General features: G+C 73.5%; 18 protein-coding genes. 11 read left to right on the top strand and 7 right to left on the bottom strand.

The genetic code is table 11. From position 1 onward, the window contains the following. Positions 1-7: 7 nt before the first annotated feature. Positions 8-1,429 carry a serine/threonine-protein kinase gene (locus ACSMXO_RS07730; RefSeq protein WP_455417201.1) on the top strand — a complete coding sequence of 474 codons (1,422 nt, stop codon included), beginning with the start codon at positions 8-10 and terminating at the stop codon, positions 1,427-1,429. A gap of 69 nt (positions 1,430-1,498) precedes the next feature. Further along, on the top strand, positions 1,499-2,317 hold the full coding sequence (locus ACSMXO_RS07725; protein WP_346256136.1) for an FHA domain-containing protein: 819 nt from the start codon (positions 1,499-1,501) through the stop codon (positions 2,315-2,317). Positions 2,318-2,453: 136 nt separating this feature from the next. Here ACSMXO_RS07725 and ACSMXO_RS07720 read toward each other — a convergent pair whose 3' ends face one another. Further along, positions 2,454-3,410, bottom strand: coding sequence for a ribokinase (locus tag ACSMXO_RS07720; RefSeq protein ID WP_455417200.1), 957 nt, complete (start codon positions 3,408-3,410; stop codon positions 2,454-2,456). Between the two features lie 510 nt (positions 3,411-3,920). Here ACSMXO_RS07720 and ACSMXO_RS07715 point away from each other — a divergent pair. Beyond that, the gene (locus ACSMXO_RS07715) at positions 3,921-4,295 is read left to right on the top strand and encodes a YciI family protein (RefSeq protein ID WP_346256134.1); all 375 of its coding nucleotides are present in this window, start codon (positions 3,921-3,923) and stop codon (positions 4,293-4,295) included. A gap of 115 nt (positions 4,296-4,410) precedes the next feature. After that, positions 4,411-5,736, top strand: coding sequence for an RNA polymerase sigma factor (locus ACSMXO_RS07710; protein WP_455419190.1), 1,326 nt, complete (start codon positions 4,411-4,413; stop codon positions 5,734-5,736). Here the strand turns inward: ACSMXO_RS07710 and ACSMXO_RS07705 are convergent. Together ACSMXO_RS07705 and ACSMXO_RS07700 are read right to left on the bottom strand one after the other, a co-directional pair. Continuing rightward, a complete protein-coding gene (locus tag ACSMXO_RS07705) occupies positions 5,639-6,058 on the bottom strand; it encodes a YccF domain-containing protein (RefSeq protein WP_346256133.1) in 420 nt (139 codons plus the stop codon). The two genes, ACSMXO_RS07710 and ACSMXO_RS07705, sit on opposite strands and share 98 nt — an antisense overlap. Before the next feature lie 22 nt (positions 6,059-6,080). Then, on the bottom strand, positions 6,081-7,007 hold the full coding sequence (locus ACSMXO_RS07700; protein ID WP_455417199.1) for a ribokinase: 927 nt from the start codon (positions 7,005-7,007) through the stop codon (positions 6,081-6,083). A 77-nt stretch (positions 7,008-7,084) separates the two neighbouring features. Here ACSMXO_RS07700 and ACSMXO_RS07695 point away from each other — a divergent pair, with 77 nt between their 5' ends. Then, positions 7,085-8,080, top strand: a complete 996-nt coding sequence (locus ACSMXO_RS07695; protein WP_346256131.1) for an LLM class flavin-dependent oxidoreductase — start codon at positions 7,085-7,087, stop codon at positions 8,078-8,080. 199 nt (positions 8,081-8,279) lie between these two features. On the opposite strand, the gene ACSMXO_RS07690 is transcribed toward ACSMXO_RS07695, so the two are convergent. Next, on the bottom strand, positions 8,280-9,119 hold the full coding sequence (locus tag ACSMXO_RS07690; RefSeq protein WP_455417198.1) for an ABC transporter ATP-binding protein: 840 nt from the start codon (positions 9,117-9,119) through the stop codon (positions 8,280-8,282). A gap of 98 nt (positions 9,120-9,217) precedes the next feature. Between ACSMXO_RS07690 and ACSMXO_RS07685 the strand changes: the two genes are divergently transcribed. Both ACSMXO_RS07685 and ACSMXO_RS07680 read left to right on the top strand, forming a co-directional pair. Beyond that, positions 9,218-10,237 (top strand): ATP-binding cassette domain-containing protein, encoded by a 1,020-nt coding sequence (locus tag ACSMXO_RS07685; RefSeq protein WP_455417197.1) that lies wholly within the window; start codon positions 9,218-9,220, stop codon positions 10,235-10,237. Next, positions 10,234-11,235: an ABC transporter permease subunit gene (locus ACSMXO_RS07680; protein ID WP_455417196.1), complete on the top strand. Its 1,002-nt coding sequence runs from the start codon at positions 10,234-10,236 to the stop codon at positions 11,233-11,235. Before ACSMXO_RS07685 ends, ACSMXO_RS07680 begins: the two co-directional genes overlap by 4 nt. 131 nt (positions 11,236-11,366) lie before the next feature. On the opposite strand, the gene ACSMXO_RS07675 is transcribed toward ACSMXO_RS07680, so the two are convergent. After that, complete coding sequence (locus tag ACSMXO_RS07675; RefSeq protein ID WP_346256278.1) at positions 11,367-12,290, bottom strand: golvesin C-terminal-like domain-containing protein; 924 nt, start codon at positions 12,288-12,290, stop codon at positions 11,367-11,369. Between the two features lie 841 nt (positions 12,291-13,131). Further along, on the bottom strand, positions 13,132-14,307 hold the full coding sequence (locus tag ACSMXO_RS07670; RefSeq protein ID WP_107258288.1) for an ROK family transcriptional regulator: 1,176 nt from the start codon (positions 14,305-14,307) through the stop codon (positions 13,132-13,134). Between the two features lie 179 nt (positions 14,308-14,486). Between ACSMXO_RS07670 and ACSMXO_RS07665 the strand changes: the two genes are divergently transcribed. The 3 genes from ACSMXO_RS07665 (at position 14,487) to ACSMXO_RS07655 (ending at position 18,671) form a co-directional block, all read left to right on the top strand. Next, the gene (locus ACSMXO_RS07665) at positions 14,487-15,944 is read left to right on the top strand and encodes a glycoside hydrolase family 3 protein (protein WP_455417195.1); all 1,458 of its coding nucleotides are present in this window, start codon (positions 14,487-14,489) and stop codon (positions 15,942-15,944) included. 361 nt (positions 15,945-16,305) lie between these two features. Next, positions 16,306-16,932: a hypothetical protein gene (locus tag ACSMXO_RS07660; protein WP_455417194.1), complete on the top strand. Its 627-nt coding sequence runs from the start codon at positions 16,306-16,308 to the stop codon at positions 16,930-16,932. A gap of 611 nt (positions 16,933-17,543) precedes the next feature. Continuing rightward, on the top strand, positions 17,544-18,671 hold the full coding sequence (locus ACSMXO_RS07655) for a pectate lyase family protein (protein WP_455417193.1): 1,128 nt from the start codon (positions 17,544-17,546) through the stop codon (positions 18,669-18,671). Positions 18,672-18,701: 30 nt separating this feature from the next. On the opposite strand, the gene ACSMXO_RS07650 is transcribed toward ACSMXO_RS07655, so the two are convergent. Next, positions 18,702-19,382: a GNAT family N-acetyltransferase gene (locus ACSMXO_RS07650; protein WP_455417192.1), complete on the bottom strand. Its 681-nt coding sequence runs from the start codon at positions 19,380-19,382 to the stop codon at positions 18,702-18,704. Positions 19,383-19,741: 359 nt separating this feature from the next. Between ACSMXO_RS07650 and ACSMXO_RS07645 the strand changes: the two genes are divergently transcribed. Continuing rightward, positions 19,742-22,480 carry a nitrate- and nitrite sensing domain-containing protein gene (locus tag ACSMXO_RS07645; RefSeq protein WP_455417191.1) on the top strand — a complete coding sequence of 913 codons (2,739 nt, stop codon included), beginning with the start codon at positions 19,742-19,744 and terminating at the stop codon, positions 22,478-22,480. Positions 22,481-22,510: the final 30 nt, after the last annotated feature.

Raw genomic sequence — 22,510 nt, 5'->3', positions numbered from 1 at the left:
TCCGCGAGTGATCGGGCAGTACCGCATCCTGGCGAGGATAGGCGCGGGCGGCATGGCCGTCGTCTACTTCGGACGCTCGATCGGCGGACGGGCGGTGGCGGTCAAGGTGATGCACGCCGAGTTCGCCGCCGACCCGGCGTACCGGGCGCGCTTCCGGGACGAGGTCGCCGCCGCCAGGAGGGCGGGCGGACGGTACAGCCCCGGGGTCCTGGACGCGGCTCCGGACGCCCCGCGCCCCTGGATGGCGACCCAGTTCCTGCCGGCGGTGTCGCTCCGGGACGCGGTACGCCAGCTCGGCCCGCTGACTCCCGACGCGGTCTGGCCGCTGGCGGCCGGCATCGCGGAGGCGCTCACCTCGATCCATGCCGCCGGCATCGTGCACCTGGACCTGAAGCCGGCAAACGTGCTGCTGACCGCCGACGGCCCACGGGTGATCGACTTCGGGATCGCCACGGCCACCGGACCCGGCGCGGCAGTGCCGGACAGCACCCGGGCCGGCTCGTGGGGATTCCTCTCCCCGGAGCAACTGGCCGGTACGCCGGTCGGTCCGGCGAGCGACGTCTTCTCGTTCGGCGCGACGATCGCGTACGCCTGCACCGGCGCCCCGCCGTCCGGGATCGGACTGGCCGGGCTCGCCGACGACGAACTGCGGACGCTGATCGCCGGTTGCCTGCGTCCCGATCCCGCCGCCCGGCCCCGCCTGCCCGAGCTGACCGGTCGACTGGCCTCGGCCGTCCAGGGGCGGCCGGCCGGTGCCGCCGGGCTGCCGCCGGCCGTGACGGCCGAGATCGACCTCCGGGCCAGCGAGGCGGAGAACCCGCCGCTCCCGCTGCCCCCGGTGCCGACGTCCACGCTCGGAGCCGGCGAACCGCAGCCGCTCGGACGCGGACCATCCGTCGTTGTCCGCGCGCAGCCCCGGTCACCGGAGGGGGCAGCGCCGGAAGCCGGAGGCGTGACCGATCAGCCGGGGCCGGTGCGCCGGGTGGACCGGCGTGCCGTGCTGCTCTCCGGTGGGGTGCTCGCGGTGGCCGGCGCCGCTGCCGGGCTGCTGGCGCTGCTCCCGGACGAGCCCGAGGCGGGGGCGACGACGCCACCGCAGCCCAGCACCCCGCCCGTGCCGCCGCCGGCCAGCACCGTCGCGGTGCGCCAGACCCGTACGCTGGAGTTCTACGTCTTCGGCAGGACCACGCTGAAGTCCCTGACCATCACGGTCAACGGCGAGGCGGTGACGGTACGCAACGTGCCGCTGCCGTACCGGCGGACCGTCGAGATATCGATGGCGGAGAACCAGACCACCTGGCGGATCGACTACCGCATCACCACCGGCAACCTCAGCTGTGTGGTCCTGGTGGACGGCGTCGAGCGCTACAACGGCAACGGCTCCACCACGGGTGCCGAGACACAGAGGTCCGCGAACGGCAAGGTCTGATCCGGGACCCCTCCCGGGCCGGATCGCCTACCGTGCCGTCGTGGGTGCGCGAGGGGAAGGAGACGAGCGGTGACGATGTCGTTTCCCAGGTCGTCCGGCAAGGTCAGCCTCCTGTCGAGGGAGACCGGCAGCCTGGCTCGCGGGCTTCCGCCGGCCCGGCCGGAGACCCTGTTCGTGCTCGGGGTCAACGGCGGGATGAGCGTCGCCCCGGACGCCGGTTTTCCGCTGGTCTTCGGGCGCAACGAGCCGCAGGTGCACGTCTGTGTCGGTGCCGGTGACCCGCACGTCAGCCGGCGGCACGGGATCATCACCCGGGAGCACTCGCGCTGGGTGCTGAACAACATCGGCCGGCTTCCGATCCGGTTGCCGGGCTCGTGCCTGGTGCTCGGCGGCGACCGGGCGGAGCTGCCGCTCGGCTACACGCCGCTGTTCATCGTCGGCCCGCGCCAGGATCACCTGCTGGAGGTCCGGGTCGCCGCGTCGACCTCGCGGCCGGGCGCGACGGACGGGCACGAGGCCGAGACGCGGGACCGCGAGCGATGGGAGCTGAGCCCGGTCGAGAGGCTGGTGCTGGTCTGCCTCAGCCAGCGGTACCTGCGGCACGAGCCACAACCGCAACCGCTGACCTGGGCTCAGGTCGCCGCCGAGCTGGGCGCGTTGCAGCCGACCGAGGAGTGGAGCTGGCGGCGGGCGGCCCACATCGTCGCCAAGGTCCGCACCCGGCTCAGCCGTACGGTCCCGGGGCTGCTGGAGAAGGAGATCCCGCCGCCGGTCGGCAACACCCTCAACCACAATCTGATCAACGAACTCCTGGTCACCACGACGATCACCAGGGCCGATCTCGGGCTGCTCGACGAGGAGGCGGCGCAGCCGGCACCGCCCGGATGAGCCAGCGGGCGGCGGCGAGGTCAGCTCCCGCAAGGTACCGCTCGGCGAGTTCGACCGGCACCGACAGGTCGGCGTCGGCCGCCAGCGGCACCGCCGTGGGCAGGTCGATCGCCCCTCGGCAGATAGGGGTTGACCGTCATGCCGGCTCCGGATAGCTCTGTGCGTAGAGGGCGTCGATCTCGTCCCGGGTGGGCAGCGCGGTGGAGGCGCCGGGCTGCCGCGCGCAGGCGGCACCGGCCGCGCACGCCCAGCGCAGCGCCGCCGTCACCGCCGCCGGCTCGACCGGCCCGCGCCGCTGTGCCCAGGCCACCGCCAGCGCCCCGGTGAACGCGTCCCCGGCGGCGGTGGTGTCCACCGCGTCGATCGTCGGCGCGTCGACCGCGAGTCGCAGGCCGAGCCGGTCGGCATAGCACGCGCCCCGGGCACCGAGGGTCAGCACCACCCGGGGAACCAGGTGCAGCAGGGCGCCCAGCAGGGCGTCGAGGCCGGTGTCGGTGTCGAGGCCGGCCACCATCGCCGCCTCGACCTGGTTGACCACCAGCACGTCCACCACGTCGAGCAGCTCCGCCGGCAACTGCCGGGCCGGTGCGGCGTTCAGCACCACCGTGGTACCGGCGGTCCGGCCCCATCCGGCGGCCTGGGTCACCGCCGGCAGCGGCACCTCCAACTGGCACAGCAGGACGTCCGCCGCCGCCACCACGGCCCGGTCGTCGGCGTCCAGGCTGGTCAGCTCGGCGTTCGCGCCCGGGGCCACCACGATCAGGTTCTCGGCGTCGGCGTCCACCGCGATCAGCGCCACACCGGACGGCCCCGGCACGGTACGCAGCCGGCGCAGGTCCACCCCCGCCTCCGCCAGGTTGGTCCGGAGCTGGTCGGCGAAGCCGTCCTGCCCGACCGCGCCGACGAAGTCGCACCTGGCCCCGGCCCGGGCCGCCGCCACCGCCTGGTTGGCGCCCTTGCCGCCGGGAATGGTTCGCAGCGCGTCGCCGAGCACCGTCTCGCCGGGCCGGGGCAGCGTCGGCGTCGACACCACCAGGTCCAGGTTGGCGCTGCCGACCACCACCACCCGGACCTCGCCGGATCCGCCCGTCATGCCGACCCACCTCCCGTTCGCGACTGCCGGGTTCCCGGCATCTGCTCACACCTCGCGCTCACCATTCCTCCCCGCCCCGGACCAACCGCCCGGTCGGCACGGCCGGCTCGGCGAACTCCACACCGACGCCGGTGAAGTAGCCGGCCAGCGGGAGCAGCAGCAGGTAGACGGTGCTCCGGTCGAGGCGGCGGCGCCGGGAGCGGCCGCCCCGCCCGGTCCGCCCGACGTCCCCGGTCGGCGGAGCCGAGCGAGACGCTGGAGAACTGCGGAAAGGCCATCTGCGCCAGCTCCTGACTTGTAAACGTTTCGGGAGAATGCTCCGCTCCCCGCGCCCCGTCAAGACCCCGTTACGAGACGTTTCGGCCCTGCTCAGCGCGATGGCGACGGGACGCCGCCTCGCGGGACGGCCAGATTTCTCCGGCCGGCGTGTCGATCCGGCGGCCCGCCGAACGTGTAGAGGTGGAGAGGCCGCCGGTGCCATGCCGGCGGCGGGACAGGAGGTCGCGCACCATGCAGCAGTACCTGCTCAGCATCTACCAGGGCGACGGCGAGCCGCCGGGACCGGAGATCCTGGATCCGATCATGGCGAACCTGGCAGCCCTGAACCAGGAGATGAAGGCCGCCGGAGCGTGGGTCTTCTCCGCCGGACTGCACCCGGCGAGCACCGCGACCGTGCTCCGCCCCCGCGACGGCGAGGTGCTGATGACCGACGGGCCGTACACCGAGGGCAAGGAGCACCTCGGCGGGTTCACCGTGATCCGCGCCCCCGACCTCGACGCCGCACTGGAGTGGGGCGGCAAGCTGGCCCGGGCGATCGGCCTGCTGCCGATCGAGGTACGGCCACTGGCCGACGAGGCCGAGAGTTGCGACCCGCCCCGTGCCTGAGCCGCCCGACCCGGCACGAGCGGCTCACCCGGAGCGGGGCGCCGGATCGGACCCGACGTCCGGCCCGGAGCCCCGCCCCGGACGGGAGCCGGCAACCGCCGCCGACGTCGAGCGGGTGTTCCGCACCGAGTACGGCCGGGCGGTCGCCGTCCTGATCCGCGTCTTCGGCGACATCGACATCGCCGAGGACGCGGTGCAGGACGCGTTCGCCACCGCGGTCCGGAACTGGCCCGCCGAGGGCACACCGCCGAGCCCGGCCGGCTGGATCATCACCACCGCCCGGAACCGGGCGATCGACCGGCTCCGCCGGGAGTCCACCCTGCCGGACCGGCACGCCCAGGCCGCCCTGCTGCACGCCACCGACGAACCGGCGTCGTACCCCGGAAGCGGATCGGACGAGGAGGGTCCCGTGCGGGACGAACGGCTACGCCTGATCTTCACCTGCTGCCATCCGGCGCTCGCCCCGGCCGCCCGGGTCGCACTGACCCTGCGACTGCTGGGCGGGCTGAGCACCGCACAGATCGCGCACGCCTTCCTGGTCCCCGAACCGACCATGGCACAGCGGCTGGTACGCGCCAAAGGGAAGATCCGGGCCGCCCGGATCCCGTACCGGGTGCCGGCCGAGGCCGACCTGCCGGACCGGCTCCAGGCCGTACTCGCCGTGCTGTACCTGGTGTTCAACGAGGGATACACCGCCAGCTCGGGCGACCGGCTCGGCCGGACGGACCTCGCCGTCGAGGCGATCCGGCTCGCCCGGCTGCTCGCCGACCTCATGCCCGACGAACCGGAGGTGCTGGGGCTGCTCGCCCTGATGCTGCTGGTCGAGTCGCGCCGGCCGAGCCGCACCGACCCGGACGGCGGACTGGTACGCCTGGCCGAGCAGGACCGTACCCGCTGGAACCGGCAACTCGTGGCCGAGGGGCAGGCCCTGGTCCGGCGTTGCCTGCGGCGCGACCGGCCGGGGCCGTACCAGGTCCAGGCGGCGATCAACGCCGTGCACAGCGACGCGCCGACCGCCGCCGCGACGGACTGGGGTCAGATCCTTCGGCTCTACGACCACCTGCTGGCACTCGCCCCGAGCCCGGTCGTGGCGCTGAACCGCGCGGTCGCGCTCGCCGAGGTCGCCGGGCCGGCCCCGGCACTGGCCCTGGTCGACGACCTCGACCTCGGCACATACCACGTCTTCCACGCCGTCCGGGCCGACCTGCTGCGCCGGCTGGGCCGCACCGCCGAAGCCGCGCTCGCCTACGACGCGGCCGCCGCGCTCACCGGCAACGCGGTCGAGCAGGACTTCCTGCGCCGCAGCCGCCAGGCACTGACCGGCCCGGCCGGGTCTGCCGGCGTCAGCTCGCCGGGGCCGGTGTCGCCGCCGGGCGGCGAAGGTCGTCGACCTCCACCACCTCCCGGCCGAGCGGCCAGAACGCCGCCGGGACGAGCTTGAAGTTGGCGATACCGAACGGGATTCCGATGATCGTGACGCAGAGCGCGACCCCGGCGACGATGTGCGCCAGCGCCAGCCACCAGCCGGCCAACACCACCCAGAGCACGTTGGCCAGCCCCGAGCCGAGCCCGGCACCGGGCTTCGCCACCAGGGTCCTTCCGAACGGCCAGAGCGAGTAGTACGCCAGCCGCAGCGCGGCGACTCCGAACGGGATGGTCACCACCAGCAGGAAGCAGATCAGGGCCGCGATCCCGTACCCGATGGCGAGGGCGATGCCGCTACCGAAGATCAGCCAGAGCAGGTTGAGGACGAATCTCACCATGCCCCCATCGTGCGCCCTCCGATCAACTCGCTTCGACGTAACCGGAGTCTCCACCCGCCGGCACGTAGAGGGCGTCGATCTCGGTCCGCAGCGGCAGCGAGACCGAGGCACCGAGCCGGCGCGCGCAGGCGGCACCGGCCGCGCTCGCCCAGCGCACCGCGTCGACCGGCTCCCGACCCTCGCCCCAGGCCACCGCGAGCGCACCGGTGAAGGCGTCACCGGCCCCCGTGGAGTCGACCAGGTCCACCTTGACCGCGGGTACGTGCACGGCGGTGCCGTCGCGGTCGCCGTACCAGGCGCCGTGCCGGCCCAGGGTCAGCACCGCGCGGGGCACCACGGCGAGCAGCGCCGCCGGATCCTCCCGGCCGCACCCGGTGATCGCCCGCGCCTCGGCCTCGTTGACCACCAGCAGGTCGACGGAGTCCAGCAACTCGACCGGTACCGGCTGGGCGGGCGCGGCGTTCAGCACCACCCGGGTACCGGCGGACCGGGCCGCCCGGGCCGCCTGGGTCACCGTGCCGACCGGAATCTCCAACTGCGCGACCAGCACGTCCGCCTCGCGTACGGCGGTCAGCTCGCTCTCCGTGAGCCCGGTGAACGCCGAGTTGGCGGCCGGGGTGACCACGATGGTGTTCTCGCCCTCGGCGTCGACGGTGACGACCGCCACCCCGGACGCGCCGTAGACCACCCGGACCCGTTCGGTGTCCACCCCGGCGGCCGAGATCCGGGCCTTGAGCGTCACGCCGAACGAGTCCGAGCCGATCGCGCCGAGCAGTGCCCCGGCGGCGCCGGCCCGGGTGGCCGCGATCGCCTGGTTGGCACCCTTGCCGCCGGCCACCATCACGAAATCGGTGCCGAAGACGGTCTCACCGGGCTTCGGCAGGGAACCGGTGGTGACCACCAGGTCCATGTTGGCGCTGCCCATGACTACGACCCGCGGCCGGCTCACCGGCAGCACCTCCCGTTTCGGCGACCGCCTGAGTCTAGAACCGGCCGTTGCCGGCGTCGTCTGGCAGGCTGCCAGACATGGGACAGATGCCGATCGGAGTGATGTACCGCTGTGACACCGCCCCGGAGCAACTTCCGGCGTACGCCCGGCTGGTGGAGCGGCTGGGCTACGACGAGCTGTGGGTGGTCGAGGACTGCTTCTTCGGCGGGGCGGTCTCGAGCGCCGCCGTCGCCGCGGCGGTGACCGACCGACTCAGGATCGGCATCGGCATCCTGCCGGCGGCGTTCCGCAATCCGGCGCTGGCCGCCATGGAGCTGGCCAACCTCGCCCGGCTCTTCCCCGGCCGGATCCTGCCCGGGTTCGGGCACGGCATGCCGGACTGGGTCCGCCAGGTCGGTGCCGACCACCCGTCCCCGCTGGCGGTGCTCGGGGAGACCGTGGCGGCGGTACGCGCCCTGCTGGCCGGGGAACGGGTCACCGTCGCCGGCCGGCACGCCCGGCTGCGCGAGGTGGCGCTGGAGTTCGCGCCGGAGCAGCCGCCCCCGATCTCGACCGGCGTACGCGCCGAGAAGTCGCTGCGACTCTCCGGCCGGGTGGCCGACGGCACCATCCTGGCCGAGGGCGCCAGCCCGGCGTACGTCCGCTGGGCCCGGGGGTTGATCGACGAGGGGCGCCGGGAGGCCGGCCGTACCGACGACCACCGGCTCACCGTCTACGCCCATCTGGACTTCGACGAGGGCCGGGCCAGCGCCCGCCGGGAATTCGCCGCCCAGCTCACCGGCGGCTGGGCGCTGCCACCCGCCGACGCCGACCTGGCCGACGAGATCACCGCCATGCTGGCCGGCTCGTCCGGCGCCGAGGCGCTGGCGGCGGCCCTGCCCGAGCACTACCTCGACCGGTTCACCGCGGCCGGCAGCGCCGAGCAGTGCGCGACGGCGGTGACCCGGCTGCGGGAGGCGAGCGCGGACGCGGTGGTCTTCGTCCCACCCCGCGACGCCCAGTCGGCGGTCGCCCAGATCACCCTGGCGGCCGAGACGCTGCTCCCGATGGTCCGCGCCGCCACCGCCCGCTGACACCCGCCCACCACCGATCCGCCACCCCTCACCTGGACATCAGATGCGCTACGCGTGCGCCGTAACGCCTCTACCGCCCAGGTGAAGGGCTGGCCACCCTCGACGGCGACCACCCGGACGACGACCGCCCGGCCCGGTGGGCAGGGCGGCCCGGTGGGCAGGGCGGCCCGGTGGGCAGGGCGGCCCGGTGGGTGGGTGGTCAGGCGGCGCGGGCGGTGAAGCGCTCGCCGGAGTGCTCCACCAGCAGCGGTACCCCGAAGGTCTTGGAGAGGTATTCGCCGGTGACCGTCTCGGCGAGCGGCCCCTGTGCCACGATGCCGCCCTCGCGGAGCAGCAGGGCGTGGGTGAAGCCGGGCGGGATCTCCTCCACGTGGTGCGTGACCAGCACCATCGCCGGAGCGTCCGGATCGTGGGCCAGACCGGCCAGCCGGGCCACCAGGTCCTCCCGGCCGCCGAGGTCGAGCCCGGCCGCCGGCTCGTCGAGCAGCAGCAGCTCCGGGTCGGTCATCAGCGCGCGGGCGATCTGGGTCCGCTTCCGCTCGCCCTCGGAGAGGGTCCCGTACGGGCGGTCGGCCAGGGACAGCACGCCGAGCTGGCCGAGCAGGGCGTTGGCCCGCGCCTCGTCCATCTCGTCGTACTGCTCGCGCCAGCGGCCCACCACCGACCAGGCGGCGGTGAGCACCACGTCCCGGACCCGCTCGTCGGCCGGCACCCGCTCGGCCAGCGCCGCCGTGGTCAGCCCGATCCGGGTACGCAGCTCGGCCAGGTCGGTACGCCCGATCCGCTCGCCGAGCGCGTGCACCAGGCCGGTGGTCGGGTGCAACCGCCCGGCCGCCAGGTTGAGCAGTGTCGTCTTGCCCGCGCCGTTGGGCCCGAGGACCACCCAGCGCTCGTCCGGCCACACCCGCCACGTCACGTCTCGCAACAGTGGAGTGCCGGAGCGCAGTACGCCGACCCCGTGGAAGTCGATCACCACGTCCGGGGGTACCGGTGCCGGGGAGCCGGCGTCGGCGGCGATGGAAACCGGATCATCACGCACCCGACCATCCAACCACGCAGCGCCGCTCCCCCCGCGAGCAGCGTCCGGGCCGTAGGGTGGGTCGCCGTGTCGTATGTCACGTTGCCGGGAGGTGGGGCGTGCCGGCGGTGATCGAGATCGACGGTCTGCGCAAGACGTTCACGAGTCTGCGCCGGGGCAGCCGGGTGGCGCTGGACGGCTTCGACATGCGCGTCGAGCCGGGGCAGGTGCACGGCTTCCTCGGCCCGAACGGGTCCGGCAAGACGACCACCCTGCGTACGCTGCTCGGGCTGGTCCGCGCGGACAGCGGCCGGATGGCCCTGTTCGGCGAGCCGACGCCCGGGCGGCTGCCCGCCGTGGTCGGCCGGTTCGGGGCCATCGTGGAGAGCCCGCAGTTCTTCGGCAACTTCAGTGGCCGGCGCACCCTGCGGCTGCTCGCCGTCGCCGGTGGGGTGCCGCAGACCCGGGTCGACGAGGTGCTGGAGCAGGTCGGGTTGCGGGACCGGGCCGACGAGCGGGTGAAGGCGTACTCGCTGGGCATGAAGCAGCGGCTGGCGGTCGCCTCCGCCCTGCTCAAAGAGCCGGAGCTGCTGATCCTGGACGAGCCGGCCAACGGGCTGGACCCGGCCGGCATCCGTGAGATGCGGGACCTGATGCGCGGGCTCGCCGCCGCCGGGGTCACCGTGCTGATCTCCAGCCACATCCTCGCCGAGATCCAGCAGATCTGCGACCACGTGACAATTATCTCCCGGGGCCGGCAGGTGGCCGCCGGTCCCGTCGAGGCGGTGCTGGCCGGCTTCGACCACCGCGAGTTCCGGATCCGGGTCGCCGACGAGCAGCCCCGGGCCGTCGAACTCGTCCAGGCGGCCGGGCTGCCGGTGGAGGTACACGCCGACCATCTGGTGGTGTCCGGGGTCGAGGATCCGGCCCGGATCAGCCGGATCCTCGGCGAGCAGGGCGTCTGGCTGCGCGAACTCACCCCGCTCACCCCGGACCTGGAGAGTGTCTTCCTGGAGCTCACCGGCACCCGGCCCCGTCCCGGGGTGCCGCGCCAGGTCGACGAGTCGGTGCTGCCGGGCGCCCCGGCGCACGACCCGCTGGAGATCACCGTCAGCACCGACCGGAGGGCGGAGCCGTGAACCTGGTACGCGCCGAGATCGGCCGGCTCGCCGCACGTCGCTTCGTACAGCTCATGCTGGTGCTGCTGGTCACCGCGTTCGGGGTCACCGTCGCCACCACGCTGGCCGGCTCGCACCAGCCGACCGACGTCGAGATCACGCTCGCCGAGGCGCGCGCCGCGCAGCAGCGGGCGGACGCCCGGCAGTGGTACGCCGAGTGCCTGCGCGCCGAACGCGCCGGTGTGCCCGACCTGGAGGTGCGGTACCAGGGCGACTGCGGGGACATCCATCCGGACCGGATCGACGCGTCCGACTTCCTGACCGGGGTCTTCGTCTTCGACCGGCAGATCCTCGACCTGACGTACTTCCTGATCGCCTTCCTCTGCCTCTTCGGCTTCCTGGTCGGCGCCTCCTACATCGGCGCGGACCTCACCTCCGGCGGGATGACCAACCTGCTGCTGTGGCGTCCACAGCGGATGGTCGTACTCGGCGCCAAGCTCGGCACCCTGCTCGGCGGCGTACTGGGGCTGTCGGTGGTCGCCTCGGCGGCCTACCTCGGCGCGTTCCGGCTCATCGCGGAGGTGAGCGGCCTGCCGGGCAGCCCGGACGGCGGGTTCTGGGTCGACCTGGCCGGCACGGTCGCCCGGGGACTGCTGCTGGTGCTGATGGTCACCGCACTGGGCTTCGCGACGGCCACGCTGGGTCGGCACACGTCGGCGGCGCTCGGCGTGGCAGCGGCGTACGGCGTGGTGTGGGAGGTGGGCGGCCGGATCGTGATGGGCATCATCGACGTCGCCCGGCCGGACCAGTTGATGCTGAGCAGTTACGTGATGGCCTGGGTCGGCGGCGAGGTCCGGCTCTGGGGGCTGGCCGGCGACTGCGCCCCACAACCCGGATCGGGCTACTGCGACCTGTCGTACTCGATCCTCTGGCCGGCCGGGCTCGTCGTGCTGCTCGGGCTGACGCTGCTGGCCCTCGGCGGCGCGTTCACCGCCTTCCGCCGCCGCGACCTGGCCTGACCGGTCCGGACGGCCTGACCGGGGCAGACGGCCTGACCGGGGGCAGACGGCCTGACCGCTCTGGACGGCCTGGCCGGTCCGGACGGCTGGGCGGGGGTTGCCCGGTCGCGCCCCCTGCCCAGCGCCCGGGGTCAGACCCGGGTGACCCGGATGGCGTCCGCGATGACCAGTCCGGTGCCGCCGGTCCACCGGCTCACCGCCACCTTGTCCGCGTCACCGGCGGCCAGGGTGAAGGTGCCCAGGGTCCGCCACGCACCGCCGCCGGAGCGCTGGTCGACGTAGACGGTCTGGTTGCCGGTGGTGGTGGCGATGATGTACGGCGCCGAGCTGTTGTAGCCGGGGTCGGCCGGATACCAGGCGTCCACCCGGTAGCTGCCGGTCTCCGGGATCGCCACCTTGTACCAGGCCGGGTCGCTCGACTCGACCGGGTCCGCGAACCGGTAGTCCGCGCCCTGCTTCTGCGACGAGTACGCCGAGGTGCCCCAGTTGGCACTGGCGGTGAACCGGCCGGCGGTGGAGTTGTCCACCGTCTGCGACCAGCCGCCGGGCGGCGGGGTCGAGCCGGTGACGAGTTGCATGTAGTAGGTCCAGTTCCAGTGCGGTCCCGGGTCGGTGTGGGTGGCGCCGGGGACCTGGTTGTGCCCGATGATCCGGGACCGCTCCTTCGGGATGCCGTACCGGTCGCAGAGGTGCCGGGTCAGCGCGGCCGAGGAGCGGTACATCGCGTCGGTGAACCAGGAGGGCTGGGTGACGTAGCCCTCGTGCTCGATGCCGATCGACTGGGTGTTGTAGGTCCAGTTGCCGGCGTGCCAGGCGACGTCCTTCTCCCGCACCGACTGGGTCACCGCGCCGTCCGAGGAGCGGATCGTGTAGTGGGCGCTGACCTGCGCGGCCGGGTTCTGGAACCAGCTTATCGAGCCGGCGTACGAGCCCTGGGTCACGTGGATCACCACGTAGTTGATCGGATACGTCGACTCGCGGTTGGCGACGGTGTAGTTGGCCGAGTGCGCCGGTGCCCAGGCCGCCGGCCCGTAGTCGGTGCTCATGATGCCCATCCCGCCGGGGCTGCCGAGCGGGGCCACGTCGCGCAGGGCTCCCCGGTCCGGGGCGACCGTGCGGGCGGGCACCCGTACCGGCCCGCCGGCGGTGGTGGCGTCGATGCCGGTGCCGAGCAGCTCGTAGACGGTGTCGGCGTAGAGCCGGGCGACGGCCGGGGTGCTGGCGCCGCCGTACCGGACGACCTGGCCGTACCAGCGGTTCACGTCGCGGCGCTGCGCGGCGGTGAGCCCGGCGGCGTCGGCGTACGACCGCAGCACCGCCGCCGCGCCGGTGACGTTGGCGGCGGGGTCGGTGCGCAGGGTCTCCCGGCCCAGGCCGGTCAGCGCGACCGCCTCGTCCAGGGTGTGCAGCTTGGGGTTGCTGGTCAGGTGCATGACGCCGTACCCGCCGGAGGCGCTGGGTGCCCCGGCGTGCCCGTCGAGGTGCGTCTCGGCGTAACCGAGCGCCACCAGCAGGTCACGGGGCACGTCGTACCTGGTCGCCGCCGTCGCGAAGGCGGCGGCCAGCGGTCCGGTCACCGTGGCCGGGGCGGGTGCGGCCGGCAGGTCGACCGGAGCGGATGGTCCGGCCAGCGCGGGCTGACCGGTGAGGCCGATGGTGAGGGACGCGATCAGGGTGGCGCCGAGCAGGTGGCTCGGACGCGACTGGGGGTTCCGTTCGGTCACCGTCACTCCTCTGCGGAGCAGAGACGTCCCGGGAGTCGGGACGCCGGGTGGCCGTACCGTATAGCCTCACATCTGTCTATGTCGAGACCTTGCACCCAACCGACAGGTAATGAAAAATATCTACATGACCGCCCGACGGGTCCCCCGGGACGACACCCTCGGGTGCGGCGGATCAGCCGAGCGTGGAGCCGAACACCTCGTCGCGGACGGCGTCGAGCGCCACCCGGAGGGCACCGCGCAGCACCGGCTCGTCGGTCAGCTCGGTCGGCACCACCCGGGGCGTGACCAGGGTGATCGCGGCGACCTCGTGCTGCACCCGCTCGGCCAGCGCGGTGCCGCCGGCCTGGCCGACCTCGCCGGCCAGCACCACCAGCGGCGGGTCGAGCACCACGCAACTGCTGGCCACCCCGAGCGCCAGGCGCCGGGCGACCTCGTCGAGCACCGGCCCGCCCTCGGTACCGGCCGCGATGGCGGCCCGGATCGCGTCCGCCGCCGAGCCGGCCCGGAAACCGTGCTCGCGGGCCACCGCGCGGACCGCGTCGGAGCCGGCGAGCTGGCCGAACGCCGGCTTCGCCCGCCGGGAGGCGTCCCGGGGGATGGGCGCGCCGGGCACCGGAAGGTAGCCGATCTCGCCGGCCGCGCCGGTGCTGCCGTGGTGCAGCCGGCCGTTCAGCACGATGGCCAGGCCGACGCCGACACCGAGCCAGACCAACACGAAATCGTCCACCCCGCGCGCCGCACCGGACTCCGCCTCGGCGACCGCGGCCAGGTTGACGTCGTTCTCGAAGACCACCGGGGTGTCCAGGTCCTCGCGGAGCGCGGCGAGCAGGCCCCGGTGCCAGCGGGGCAGGTTGAACGCGAAGGTGATGTCCCCGGTGGCCGGGTCGACCAGGCCGGGCGTGCCGAGCACCACCCGGCGTACGGTCGACAACTGGGCCCCGGCGTCGCTCGCCGCCTGCACCACCGCGTTGTGCACCACGCCCACCGGGTCGTCGGTGTCCCGGGTGGACTGCTCGACCCGGCCGATCACCTCGCCGGTGATGTCGGCACAGGCCGCCACCACCCGGTCCTGTTCCACGTCGACGCCGACCACGTGCGCGGTGCCCGGCCGTACGGCGTAGAGCTGCGCGTTCGGGCCGCGTCCGCCGGCCTGCTCGCCGACCCGGCTGACCAGTCCGCGCTCCTCCAGGCGTTCCACGAGTTGGGACGCGGTGACCTTGGACAACCCGGTCAGCTCGCCGAGCTGCGCACGGGTGAGCGGCCCGCGCGCGAGCAGCAGCTCCAGCGCCGCCCGGTCGTTGAGCGCGCGGAGCAGGCGGGGTGTACCAGGTAGCCGGGTGCTCGCCATGCAGTGTCCCTCTTGTTTAAGAAGCTTTCCTAATAGCTAGGCTAACCTTCGTGGGAGTAGCCGTAGCGTAATGGTCCGGTGCGGCCGGAGTGTTAAGCCGATCCGGTAGCGCTTGGCCGCGAGATGGTCCACCCCGGTGCGACACTCGGAGCCGGGAAAAGGGCCGAAGGGGGAGGAACGTGCCGACCGATCCAGGAATCCGCCGGCTGGCGCTGGGTACGCTGCTCGCCGCCTTCCCCGGCACCAGCCCGCCCGGCTGGGCGCTCGACCTGCTCACCGAGGGGCTGGCCGGGCACACCCTGTTCGGCCGGAACATCGCGCACCCCGACCAGGTCGCCGCCACCACCGCCGCGCTGCGGGAGGCCCGCCCGGACGTACTGATCGCGATCGACGAGGAGGGCGGCGACGTCACCCGGCTGGCGCACGCGACCGGCAGCCCGTACCCGGGCAACGCCGCGCTCGGCGCGGTGCACGACGTCGGGCTGACCGAGCGGGTCTACCACGCGATCGGCAACGACCTGGTGGCGGTCGGGGTCAACCTCAACCTCGCGCCGACCGTCGACGTCAACACCGCCGACGACAACCCGATCATCGGCACCCGGGCGTTCGGCGCCGACCCGGCCCGGGTCGCCGCGCACGCCGCCGCCGCGGTCACCGGGCTGCAGTCCGCCGGGGTGGCCGCCTGCGCCAAGCACTTTCCCGGGCACGGCGCCACGGTCGCCGACTCCCACCTCGAACTGCCCACCGTGGACGTACCGGTGGAGCTGCTCCGGGCCCGCGACCTGCCGCCCTTCGCGGCGGTGATCGACGCGGGCGCCAGGGCGATCATGACCGCGCACATCCGGGTACCCGGGCTCACCGGCGACGACCCGGCCACGTTCAGCTCCGCCGTCCTGGCCGACCTGCTCCGGGGCGAATACGGCTTCACCGGCGTGGTGCTGACCGACGCGCTGGAGATGAAGGGCGCGGCGGTGGCCGCCGGCGGTGTCGGGCCGGGCGCCGTCCGGGCGCTGGCCGCCGGTGCGGACCTGCTCTGCATCGGCGCGCAGGTCGACGCCGAGCTGGTCGAGCTGGTGGTCGCCGAGATCGTCGCCGCGCTCCGCGACGGCCGCCTCGACCTCGCCCGGGTCGAGCAGGCCGCCGAGCGGACCGCCGCGCTCGCCGCGTGGACCCGGGCCGCCGCGCCGGTCCGGGCCGCCGGAACAGACCTCGGGTACGCCGCCGCGCGGCGCGCCGTCCGGGTCGAGGGCAGCCTCGACGGGCTCACCGCACCACTGGTGGTGCAGCTCTTCAGCGCCTCCACGATCGCCGAGGGGCGGGTGCCGTGGGGGCTCGGGCCACACCTGAACGGCACCGAACAGCTCCGGGTCGTCGCCGCCGAGACCGACGCGGAGACGCTCCGGGAACGTGCCGCCGGGCGGCCGATCGTGCTGGTCGGCCGGCACCTGCACCGCCTGCCGGGCGGGCCGGAACTGGTCGAGGCGCTGGCCGGCAGCCATCCGGTGACCGTGGTCGAGATGGGCTGGCCCTCCGGCTGGCGCCCGGCGGGCGTACGCGCCTTCGTCACCACGTACGGCGCCAGCCACGCCAACGGCCGGGCCGCCGCCGAAGTCCTCCACCTGACCCGCCCCCGATAACCCCCACACCCACACCCTTCCCTCCTCGATCGCGGAGTCTCGTCGGGGTCATCACCCGACGGGTTTCCCCGGTGATGCCGGAGCGGGTGGTCCACAGGGGTCGTGGTTGCCAGGTCGTGGGGCCCCAGGCCGGGATCGTGAGCTACCCGCGGTGCGGGCCGCCGGCCTCAGCGCGCCCGCTCCTGCGGTACGTCCTCGTGGTCGCCGAGGCGGGCCCCGGGCGGCGGAGGGCTGGGGCGGCGCCCGGGCCGGCCGTCGCGCACGGGCCACGCCGGACCACTTCGCCCGGCGGGCGGCCGGCGGCTCAGTGGTGGTGGATTCGCGGCGCCCCGTCCCGGGCAAGGTGCGGTTGACTGGCAGGATGGAATGGATTCTCGGCCGGCCCGATACGCCTGACCTGATGTACGCCGTCGACCTCGTGAATGCCCGACACCCCGACTGGGATCTCTGGGTCCCGTCGATCGAGCTGGTGCGGTGCGGGCAGGCGGTGAAGCCAGCCGTCTTCCTCAAGGTCGGCCAGTACGAGTACAACACGTGGTCGGAGCGAGTGGTGCTGGAGGCGATGCGGTGGGAATGGCACCCGCCGAAGCCGTGCGTGGTGTTCCGGATGTCGATGTTCTTCCGCGACCCGCAGGGCGGCCGGCTGGGGGTCGGTGCGCGGGGCCAGATCACGAACACCACGGTCGAGCTTGACCGGTACAGCCACCAGTTGGTGTGCGCTGCACTGTTCGACCCGACGCTGCGCGACCACACCGACCGGATCGCAGCGCTGGCGCAGGCGCCAGGTCCTCTGGTGGTGTTCTTCGTCGAGGAGTTCGGCGCGGGGATGAACTACATCTACTGCGGCGGCGTCACCGACGGTGCCCTGGGTCAGCTCCAGGTCGCCTCGCACGAGGCGGCGAAGCTGCCATCACCCGATCGGGCAGCTTTCGCCCAGGCGTGCGCTGCGGCAGCGGCCGACCAGCCCACGAAGAACTGGTGGAGTTGAGCGTGACGTGATCTGGAGGCCGCCGAGGTTTCCGCCATGGCTGGGCTGCGCACCACCAAGCGTGCGTCCACACGATCGCCTGCGACACCAGCACCTGCCTGGCCGCGCTGCGGATGCGGCGCTTCACGCCGGCATCCCGTGACCTGTCCCTGACCGGGCCGCCGGCGGATCCCAGCCTGACAACTACGGGCCACCGGATGCGGTGCTCCATACCAGGTCAAATCCGCCGAACGGCCAGTTCGGACGAGGCCGCCGCAGGGTTGTCGTATCCGGAGTGGATACGTAGCGTTACCAGCACCGCGAGCGGCGTCACCACTGGACCTCGGCCTGGGAGAGGACGCGGACCGTGGACCCGGCGCGGGTCCACGGTCCGCGGATGACGGCGATCCGGCGGGACCTCCCGGTTACTGACCGATGCCGGGCTTCATTGACGAACGTCGGTGGGGGATCTATGGTGAGGATCAGGAAAGCGCTTTCCCGCCTCCGCCCGGCCCGTCCGGCCACCCGGGCGGAGGCACCACCACCCCGAGCGCACCGCGCACTCCCCCACCCGTCTCCGCCACGCCCGCGTCGCCCGGGTGGCGACGCGTATCGAGAAACCGAGATCGCAGATGACACCTCGACGCCTCGGCGACCCGCGCCCCGGACCCACCTCCCGGTGGGCCGCCCACCGGCCGCCCACCCTCCCGTCCCATCCCGCCACCCGTCGGCGTCCAGCCGCCGGGTACCGGTCCAGGCTCGCCGCCGGGCTGGTCGGGGTACTCGCGCTGGCCTCGCCCGGCGCCGCCGGGCCGGCCCAGGCCGGACCGTTCGACCGGACCGGTCCGGCGGGCAACGCGACGATCCTGTGTACGGACGCCCCGATCGGGTTCGCCTCGGTCAACGCCCTCGGCTTCAACGGCACCACCGGTGGCGCGGGCGGACCGACGGTGACCGTGACCAGCGCCGCCGCGCTGGAGGACTACGCCGGGCGTCCCGGGCCGCACATCATCCGGATCTCCGGCCGGATCCAGCTCGACGACATGGTGACCGTGGTGGCGAACAAGAGCATCCTCGGTGTCGGCAGCACCGCCGAGATCACCGGCGGCGGCCTCCAGATGGGCTCCACCACCCGGCCCGGCAACAATGTGATCATCCGGAACATCCGGTTCACCGGCGCCGAGGACGACTCGATCAGCGTCACCAACAAGGCCCACCACGTCTGGATCGACCACAACGACCTCTCCGACGGATACGACGGCCTGCTCGACATCAAGCGGGAGTCGGACTACGTGACGGTCTCCTGGAACAGGTTCCACAACCACAGCAAGTCGTCACTGGTCGGCCACTCCGACACGTACACCGCCGACGTCGGGAAACTGCGGGTGACGTACCACCACAACTTCTTCGACGGTACGGACCAGCGGCATCCCCGGGTGCGGTTCGCCGACCCGGTGCACGTGTTCAACAACTACTACCGGAACAACGCGCTCTACGGCATCGCCTCCACAGAGGACGCCGGCCTGATGGTCGAGGGCAACTACTTCGAGAACGTGGCGCACCCGATCTACGTCGGATACGACAAGAGCGGCCCCGGCCGGGTGGTGGAGCGCAACAACGTCTACGTCAACTCGGGTACCCCGCAGACCGCCGGCACCGTGGTCGAGCCGCGCGGGTTCTATCCGTACACCGTGGACCCGCCGGCCAGTGTGCCGGGCACGGTCTCCGGCGGAGTCGGGGTGGGCAAGGTCTGCGGCTGAACTCCACCGTCCTGATCAGACAGACCCGGGTCACGAGGCCGTCGGCTGGACCGCCCTTTCCAGTCCGTAGCCGGACCAGCCACGGTCGTCGAACCCGGCGGCCTCGGCGACCCGGGCCGACGCGAGGTTGCCCGGATCGTGCAGGTACGTCGGCACCGCGCCCTCGTCCAGCACCCGCCGGGCCGCCTGCGCCACCAGCCCGCGGGCCAGGCCCCGGCCCCGGCCCGCCGGCTCGGTGCCGACGGCGATCTCGTGCCCGTAGCCGTCGTGCCGCTTGATGCCCACCCCGGCGAGGTAGCCGCCATCGGAGTCCCGCACCACCAGCACCTCGCCGCCGAACGGCCGCAGCCACGGCGGCACCACCGGATCCGCGGCGTCGACCCACTCGCCACGCTCCGCCAGCGGTGCCGGGGCAAGCGTGTAGCGGAACACCGCCCGGTAGCCCGCCCAGCCGGGCAGGCCCAGCACGGCGGGCAACTCGGCCAGCAGCGCCGCGATCGGCCGGGCGCCGAGCGCGCGTACGGCGGCGGCCCGGGCCGGCGGCACCGAGAGTACGACCCCGAGCGGGCTGCCGACCCCGACGACCGGATGCGGCTCACCGTCCCAGCCCGGTTGGATCCGGCGCTCGGAGCCGACCACGTCCAGCGACCCACCGGCCGGCCACTGGCCCAGCCAGGTCACCAGATGGTGATGCAGCCGCTGGTCGAGCATGCACCCGCCCCCGATCCATTTCCGGCCCCGACAGGCCCGCCCGGTCAACCCAATCTCAACGAAGATTATCAATGGGATCCGGCCCCCTGCCGATGCCGGGGGCGATCCCGGCGGCGGGACCGGCCGGAGTGGACACACCCGGACGGGCAGAGCCACGGTCAGCCTCTGATCAGCAGGCCAACCGCCCGGGAGGGGCCAAAAAGGCGATCTTCGTTCAAACCGGGGGTTGAGGCATCACACCGGGCGCTGCTAGCGTGCGCCGGGTACTCAAAGATCGTGGATGCGACCCAGGGCGCCCGCGACGCCAGAACATGGCGAGTAGTCGATCATTCGGCCTTCGACCGGCACGGGACGGTGTAATGGGCTTTCGTGCTTCGCGCCTGCGTACCAAGGTTGTCGCCCTGCTGGTCACCCTGACCGCGCTCTGGGCATTCGGCGCATGGGTCACCCTCCGCGACGGGTTGAACCTGGTCTGGGTGCAGACTCTCGAGGCCCAGGTGTACGCCCCGAGCGAACCGCTGATCCTGAACCTGCAGAACGAGCGGCGGATCTCGCTGAGCTACCTCGGTGCACCGGAGGCACCGGCCCGGGAGCCGCTGGAGACCGAGCGCCGCAAGGTACGCGCGGACGTGGCGATCTTCCGTGCCGAGACGCAGACCTGGTTCACGAAGCTGGCGGCGCGGCCGGAACTGGAGCGACGGGTCGACGAGGCACTGGCCAAGCTCGACGGGCTGGCCGCCGTCCGGGAGGCGATCGACGCCCGCCGCATCGACCGGCTGGCCGCCGCGCAGGCGTTCACCGAGGCGATCGACACGATCTTCCGGATGTACGGCTCGCTGGGCAACCTCGACGCCGGCGACATCGACCGCCGGGTCGAGAACCTGATCCGGTTCACCAAGGCGCGGGAGCTGGCCTCCCAGACCGACGCGCTGCTGGCCGGGGCGTACGCCGCCAACCGGATCAGCCCGGCCGAGCACGCCCGGGTGATCCAGCTCATCGGCACCGGGCGGCTGATCGCAGACGAGGCGATGGCCGACCTGCCCCGGGCCGACCAGGACCGCTACCGCCAGGCACTCCAGCAGGGACCGCTCGCCCGGCTGCGCGCGGCCGAGGACCGGATCGTCCTGAACGGACGGCCGAACGGCCGCCCGGCGGTTCCGGCGGGCGAATGGCGCGACACCATCGACCCCGGGTTGCAGGAGCTGCTCCGGTTGCAGATCGCCGGCGGCGACGAGGTGGTCAAGGCCGCCACGCCCGGCGCCATCGGGACCATCGTACGGATGCTGATCATGGCCATCCTCGGCCTGGTCGCCGTCGTCATCTCGGTGAACACCGCACGGTCGATGGTGCGCCAGCTCGAACGGCTCCGCGAGGCGGCCCTCAAGCTCGCCAACGAGCGGCTGCCCGACCTGGTCGGCCGGCTGGGCCGGGGCGAAAGGGTCGACGTCGGCACGGAGGCACCGCCGCTGGAGGCCGGCCCGGACGAGATCGGGCAGGTGGCCCAGGCGTTCAACGTCGCCCAGGAGACCGCCGTACGGACCGCGGTCGAACAGGCCGAGCTGCGCCGCAGCGTACGGGACATCTTCCTCAGCCTGGCCCGGCGTACCCAGGCGCTGATCCACCGGCAGCTCACCCTGCTGGACGCGATGGAGCGCCGGGAGAACGACCCGGAGGAGCTGGAGGACCTGTTCCGGGTGGACCACCTCGCCACCCGGATGCGGCGCAACGCGGAGAACCTGATCGTGCTCTCCGGTTCGACCCCGGGCCGGGCCTGGCGGCGGAACGTCCCGATGATCGACGTACTGCGGGGCGCGGTGGCCGAGGTCGAGGACTACGCCCGGGTCACCGTGCTACCGGTCGGCGCGGTGGACCTCGCCGGCCGGGCGGTCGGCGACGTGATCCACCTGATCGCGGAACTGGTCGAGAACGCGCTCTCCTTCTCTCCCCCGCACACCGGGGTGCAGGTCAGCGGTCAACTGGTCGCCAACGGCTACGCCGTGGAGATCGAGGACCGCGGGCTCGGCATGAGCAACGAGGATCGGGCCGCCGCCAACGAGCGGATCGCCACCCAGCACGAGTTCACCCTCACCGGCGGCGCCGCCCAGCTCGGCCTGTACGTGGTCAGCCGGCTCACCGAGCGGCACGGCGTACGGGTCCGGCTCAAGGAGTCGCCGTACGGCGGCACCACAGCGGTGGTGCTCCTCCCGCTGAACCTGATCACCGACCGGGGCGCCGAGGGCGAGCCGACCACCGGCTCGATGCCGGTCGAGCGACTCGCGGCGAGCGCGATCGGCGGCAGCGTACGGCGACCGCCGGGGCGGGAGATCGGTCGCCTGGCGGAGCGGGAGTCGGTACTCCCGCCCGGGCCGGAGCCGGGACAACGCCCGGACCGGGGCCTGGAGCCGGATCCGGCGCAGCAGTCGCGCCGGGCTGTCGAGTGGCCCGTGGCCGGGAGCCCGCTCGACACACCGGGGCGGCCGGCGGGCGCACCGCCGAAGCCCGACCTGGCGCCACCGGCCCCGGGCCTCGCACCGCCGTCGCCGGACCTTCCGGCCCTCCGGCCCGACCGTGCCCCGACCCGGCCCGAGGTCGGCGCGGCGGAGCCGGACGCGACGGCCTTCCCCGGGTCGGCCGGGTCGACGATGCTCCCGAAATCTGGCGGGCCGGCGGCGCTCCCGGGACCGGCGGAGCCGACGGCGCGGTCCGGACTTGCCTCCCGGTCCCCACGGCAGGCGACCGGGCCGTCCGATGTGGCGTCGCCGGACGCCCGGCCGGGTACGGGCGCCCCGCCGGCCGGGACCGGATCGTCCCGGCCGGCGGGCTCTCCCTCGCCGGAGGCCGGGCCGGGTCCGGCGAGCGGATCGGCCTCGCTGACTCCGTCCGGGCTGCCGGTCCGGGTCCGGCAGGCGAACCTCGCCGCGCCGCTGCGCGACGGCGACGACCGGACCGAACCGGAGCCGGCGGAGGACCACGCCCCCCGTACTCCTGAACAGATCCGCCGGATGATGAGTTCCTATCAATCGGGCACCCGGCGCGGACGGTCCGACGCCGCGCGCCCGCTGGACGACGGCACCGGATCGGCTCCGCCCGAGGGCTGACCGCGCACCGTGTCCGAGATGGCGATATCA

This window comes from Plantactinospora sp. DSM 117369, assembly GCF_053764795.1.
The sequence above is the reverse complement of the archived record's forward strand: the minus strand, read 5'-3'. Positions and strand labels throughout refer to the sequence as shown.